Origin of the sequence: Nocardioides sp. (assembly GCF_035429765.1) — a bacterium.
In the GTDB taxonomy this organism is placed as follows: Bacteria; Actinomycetota; Actinomycetes; order Propionibacteriales; family Nocardioidaceae; genus Nocardioides.
This window is the reverse complement of the sequence record NZ_DAOMFK010000221.1, coordinates 1-5,063: the sequence shown is the minus strand read 5'-3', so window position 1 is coordinate 5,063 and position 5,063 is coordinate 1. Positions and strand designations below refer to the sequence as shown.

The 5,063-nt window shown below is 73.8% G+C and carries 6 protein-coding genes; 4 read left to right on the top strand and 2 right to left on the bottom strand.

All coding sequences use genetic code 11. From position 1 onward, the window contains the following. From PLP61_RS14945 to dxs, 4 genes are all read left to right on the top strand, one after another. A partial coding sequence (locus tag PLP61_RS14945; protein WP_324503548.1) for a hypothetical protein occupies positions 1 to 222 on the top strand: 222 nt, incomplete at its 5' end. Positions 223 to 262: 40 nt separating this feature from the next. Next, on the top strand, positions 263 to 397 hold the full coding sequence (locus PLP61_RS14940) for a hypothetical protein (protein WP_324503547.1): 135 nt from the start codon (positions 263 to 265) through the stop codon (positions 395 to 397). Between the two features lie 52 nt (positions 398 to 449). After that, on the top strand, positions 450 to 1,379 hold the full coding sequence (locus PLP61_RS14935; RefSeq protein WP_324503546.1) for an SMP-30/gluconolactonase/LRE family protein: 930 nt from the start codon (positions 450 to 452) through the stop codon (positions 1,377 to 1,379). 91 nt (positions 1,380 to 1,470) lie between these two features. After that, positions 1,471 to 3,372, top strand: coding sequence for a 1-deoxy-D-xylulose-5-phosphate synthase (dxs, locus tag PLP61_RS14930; protein ID WP_324503545.1), 1,902 nt, complete (start codon positions 1,471 to 1,473; stop codon positions 3,370 to 3,372). Between the two features lie 7 nt (positions 3,373 to 3,379). Here dxs and PLP61_RS14925 read toward each other — a convergent pair whose 3' ends face one another. Together PLP61_RS14925 and PLP61_RS14920 are read right to left on the bottom strand one after the other, a co-directional pair. Then, a complete protein-coding gene (locus tag PLP61_RS14925) occupies positions 3,380 to 4,348 on the bottom strand; it encodes a cellulase family glycosylhydrolase (protein ID WP_324503544.1) in 969 nt (322 codons plus the stop codon). Between the two features lie 185 nt (positions 4,349 to 4,533). Continuing rightward, positions 4,534 to 4,989 (bottom strand): universal stress protein, encoded by a 456-nt coding sequence (locus PLP61_RS14920; RefSeq protein WP_324503543.1) that lies wholly within the window; start codon positions 4,987 to 4,989, stop codon positions 4,534 to 4,536. Positions 4,990 to 5,063: the final 74 nt, after the last annotated feature.

The window sequence follows — 5,063 nt, the reverse complement described above, 5'->3', positions numbered from 1 at the left end:
TTCGACGGCAGGGGGGTCGGGGGCGTGGCCTCGATGGCCCACGCCCTCGGCGTGCCCTGCCTGGCCGTGGTCGGGGAGGTCGTCGAGCCCCTGCCCGTGCTGCCCGACGGGCTGACGGTCGTCTCCCTCACCGAGCGCTTCGGGGCCGACGCGTCGCTGGCCCGACCCGGTCGCCTGGCCGCGGACGTCGTCGCCGACCACCTCGCGGCCATGGCGGGCTGAGCGAGGCGGGCTGAGCGAGGCGCGCGGGGGGCTGCGCGAGGTGGCCCCGCCCGGGGTCGTCGAGGCAGCGGTCGAGGCCTGGCTGACCGAGGAGGCGCGGCTGCAGGGGGTGCGTCGCGCGGTGGGACTGGTGGAGGAGGCGGTGCGTGGGCGTCGGTTCGCACCCCGGCTCTGACCCGTGGGCACCCGCCGTCGACGCCGCCGGCGCCCTGCGCGACGATGGGCCCATGACGACCTCGCTCACAGTCATCCCGGTACCCGCCGCCGGCGCCGAGGACGTGGTGGTCGGCGGACCCGGCCCGCACGAGGGCGCCGTGTTCACCGGCACCGAGGACGGCAGCATCTTCCGCATCAGCCACGACGGTGACCGGATCGATCGGGTCGCGCGCACCGGCGGTCGGCCGCTGGGGCTCGAGCTCGAGGCCGACGGACGGCTGCTGGTGTGCGACGCCCGCCGCGGCCTGCTCCACGTCGACGTCGGCACCGGCGCCGTCGAGCTGGTCGTCGACCAGGTCTCGGGGCGGCCGATGGTGTTCTGCAACAACGCGGCGATCGCGACCTCCGGGGACGTGTGGTTCTCCGACTCCTCCACCGAGTTCGGCATCGACCGGTGGAAGGACGACCTGGTGCAGGACACCCGCACCGGCCGGCTGCTGCACCGGACCGGCACGGGCGAGGTCGAGGTGGTCCTCGACGGCCTGGCCTTCGCGAACGGGGTGGCGCTCGCTGCCGACGAGTCGTACGTCGCTGTGGCCGAGACCGGTGCCCGCACCGTGGTGCGGCGCTGGCTGACCGGCGAGCGGGCGGGCACCCGGGACCACCTCTGCCAGGACCTGCCGGGCTACCCCGACAACATCGCGCGGGGGAGCGACGGGCTGATCTGGGTGACGATCGCCTCGCCCACCGACCCGGTGGTCGAGCGGCTCCAGCGCAGCCCGCGCTGGCTGAGCCGCCAGGTCACCCGGATCCCTGAGCCGCTCCAGCCCAAACCGAAGCGCACCGTGCGGGTCCAGGCCTACGACGACACCGGTGCCCTGGTGCACGACCTCGACCTGCCCGCCGCGGGCTACCACATGGTCACCGGGGTGCGTGAGCACGAGGGTCGGGTCTGGCTGGGATCCCTTCACGAGCCGGCGGTCGCGGTCGTCGAGCTGTGAGCGACGCGGCGAGTGGGCAGCCGCCCCGGGGCCGCGACTAGAATCGGCAGTCGGCCCGCACCCGCGGGCGACCGGCGTCGAGCGGAGGAACATGGGCTACCTGGAGTCGATCTCGGCGCCGCGTGACCTGCGCGGGCTCAGCGACGAGCAGCTGGACGCGCTGGCCGGGGAGATCCGGGACTTCCTGGTCGCCACCTGCGCCCGCACCGGCGGCCACCTCGGGCCCAACCTCGGCGTCGTCGAGCTCACCATGGCGATCCACCGGGTCTTCGACAGCCCGACGGACCGGGTGGTGTTCGACACCGGGCACCAGGCCTACGTGCACAAGCTGCTGACCGGCCGGGCCGCCGGCTTCGAGCGGCTCCGTCAGGAGGGCGGCGTCTCCGGATACCCGAGCCGCGCGGAGTCCGAGCACGACCTGGTGGAGAACTCCCACGCCTCCACGGCCCTCTCCTACGCCGACGGGCTGGCGAAGGCCTACGCACTGCGCGGGGAGGACCGGCACGTGGTCGCGGTGATCGGCGACGGGGCGCTCACCGGGGGGATGGCCTGGGAGGCGCTGAACAACATCGCGATCGCGCGGACCAGCCGGCTGGTCATCGTCGTCAACGACAACGGCCGCTCCTACACCCCGACGATCGGCGGGCTCGCGAACGCCCTGACCGCGCTGCGCACGAACCCCCGCTACGAGCAGGTCCTCGACCAGGTCAAGCGCCGGCTCAACGCCGTCAAGGGCGTCGGACCCGCGGCGTACGACGTGCTGCACGCCATGAAGAAGGGCATGAAGGACGCGCTCGCCCCGCAGGGGCTGTTCGAGGACCTCGGGCTGAAGTACGTCGGGCCGGTCGACGGCCACGACCGGGCCGCGGTCGAGCAGGTGCTGGCCCAGGCCAAGCGCTTCGGCGGGCCGGTGATCGTGCACGTGCTGACCCGCAAGGGCTTCGGGTACGACGCGGCCGAGCGGCACGTCGCCGACCAGTTCCACTCACCCGGCCCGTTCGACCTCGAGACCGGCGAGGAGAAGCCCAAGGGGCGGGTCTGGACCGACGTGTTCGCCGACGAGATGGTGCGCCTCGGCGAGCGGCGCAGCGACGTCGTGGCCATCACCGCCGCGATGATGCACCCGGTGGGCCTGGACCGGTTCCAGGCGCGGTTCCCCGAGCGCACCTTCGACGTCGGCATCGCCGAGCAGCACGCCGCGACCTCAGCCGCCGGCCTGGCGATGGGCGGCCTGCACCCGGTGGTGGCGGTCTACGCGACGTTCCTCAACCGGGCCTTCGACCAGGTCCTGATGGACGTCGCCCTGCACCGCTGCGGGGTGACCTTCGTGCTGGACCGGGCCGGGGTCACCGGGGACGACGGGGCGAGCCACAACGGCATGTGGGACATGTCGGTGCTCCAGGTGGTGCCCGGGCTGCGGCTCGCCGCGCCGCGGGACGCTCCCCGGCTCCGTGAGCTGCTGGACGAGGCGGTCGCCGTCGACGACGCGCCGACGGTCGTCCGGTTCCCCAAGGGCCCGCCGCCCGCGGACCTGCCCACCCTCGGCAAGGCGGGTGGCACCGACGTCCTGGTCCGCGACGGGGCCCGGGACGTGCTCGTCGTGGGGGTCGGCTCGATGGCCACCACGGCGGTCGGGGTGGCCGAGCGCCTGGTCGCCCAGGGCATCGGCGTCACCGTGGTCGACCCCCGCTGGGTCAAGCCGGTCGACCCCGCCCTCGTCGAGCTCGCCGCCCAGCACCGCCTGGTGGTCAGCATCGAGGACAACGGGCGGGTCGGCGGCTGCGGCGCCGTACTGCTCCAGACGCTCACCGAGGCGGGGGTGACGACCCCGTTCCGGCTGCACGCCGTACCGCAGGAGTTCCTGGCCCATGCCAAGCGCGCCGCGATCCTGGAGCGGATCGGGCTGACGGCCCAGGCGATCGCCCTGGGCATCGTGGAGGACATCACGGCGCTGGCCGAGGGGGCGGGTCTGCAGGTCGAGCCCGCGCCCTGACACCAGGTCAGCAGACCCGGGCCGAACCCGGGAGCAGGCCCTTGAACCGGGCCCGCTTGACCGAGTCGTTGAGCGTCCAGTCCGCGACGGAGTTCTCCGAGGAGTCGTAGTAGGACAGCCCGGCACCGCCGCGCCGCACCATCTGGTGGTAGGCCCGGTCCAGCCAGGTCGGGTCCACCGAGGCGCCCTTGCGGGTCTGGCCGGTCTCGCCGATCGCCCAGGCGGTGCCGTGGTTGCGCGACCACCGTGCCATCTTGCGGTAGTACGGGCGCAGGTCCAGGGACTTGGTGCCCTCGCGGCCGTCGCGCACCGCACCGAAGTCGTTGTAGGCGTCGATGGCCAGGATGTCCACGTTGCGGTCCCCGGGCCACTTCCGGGCCACGGTGTTGTTGCCGCCGCCGAAGGTGTTCCAGCCGCTGTAGATCACCGAGTAGGCCACGTTGTTGGTGCGCTGGTGGATGATCGGCGCGATCTGGCGCTGCATCCGCGTCCACAGCCTCATGTCCCCGTCGTTCTCCGGCTCGTGGTGGACCGCCATCCAGACCGGCCCGGGGACCTTCTTCAGCGCGTCGGCGACCTGGCGCGACCAGGCGTCGCCGGCGCCCGTGGCCATCGCGGCCCACGAGTGGGGTGCCTTGAAGCTGATCCAGGGGAGGCGGCCTGCGGCCAGGTCCGCGCGGGCGGTGCGGGCGGCCTGCTTGATCTGGGAGGCCTGGAAGTACGTCCGGTGCAGGGCGAGCGTGCGGCCGAACTGCGACTCGCGGGTGCCCAGGTCCGACGTACCGCTGACCGCGGCGCCGAGGTAGGTCGTCCCGGCGGGCGGGATGCCCATCCGGTGGGCCACGCAGCGCGAGCCCGCGGCGCGGGCCTGGCCGCCGGTGGCGGTGAGTACGCCGAGAGTCAGCGTGAGAGCCGTGAGGAGGCCCAGCAGCGCGAGGGCGCGCGGGCGGACGGTGGGGTGGGGGCGGGTAGGCATGAATCCTCCGGGCACGGGGCGGGGGACCCCGGTCGGCAACATCGGTCAGGTCTTGCGGAGACCGACGTCGTTGACGGCCCGAGATGCAAGACGAGCCTCGACCGTAAAGAAATCGTTACCGAACCGCAAATCTACGGCGGGCGTGTCGGGCCTGCGTCGGCCTCTCTGCGGGCCGGCGACGGCGCTCAGCCGCCGGGCCCGGGCACCACCAGGACAGGGACCGTGCTGAACTCCAGCACCTGCTCGGCCGTGTGCCCCACGTGACCCAGGTGGACCCGTCCCGACTCGGCGCGCCCGATCACGACGAGGTCGGCCGAGATCTCCCGGGCCTGCTCCAGCACAGCGTCCGCGACGTGCCCCTCGGTGGTCCTCAGCTCGATCTGCACCCCGAGCTGGGAGGCCTGGGCGCGGACGTGCTGCTGGGCGGCCTGCGCGGCCTGGCGGCGTGCCGCCAGCTGACCGGGCGGGTGCTCCGCAGGGGTGCGCGGCCGCCCCGGCACCGGCTCCCCGGCCAGCTGCCCGTCGACCACGGTGACCGCCACCAGCCGCGCGGAGAGCCGTCGGGCCAGCTCGACGGCGACCGTGGCCGCCCGGAACGCCGCCGGTGAGTCGTCGACGGCGACCATGATCGTCCTTAGCACCGCCGCCTCCCTCCGTCCTCCCGTCCCGCCGCCCCCCGCAGCTGGGGGCATGTAACCGCCTCTAGCGAACGAAC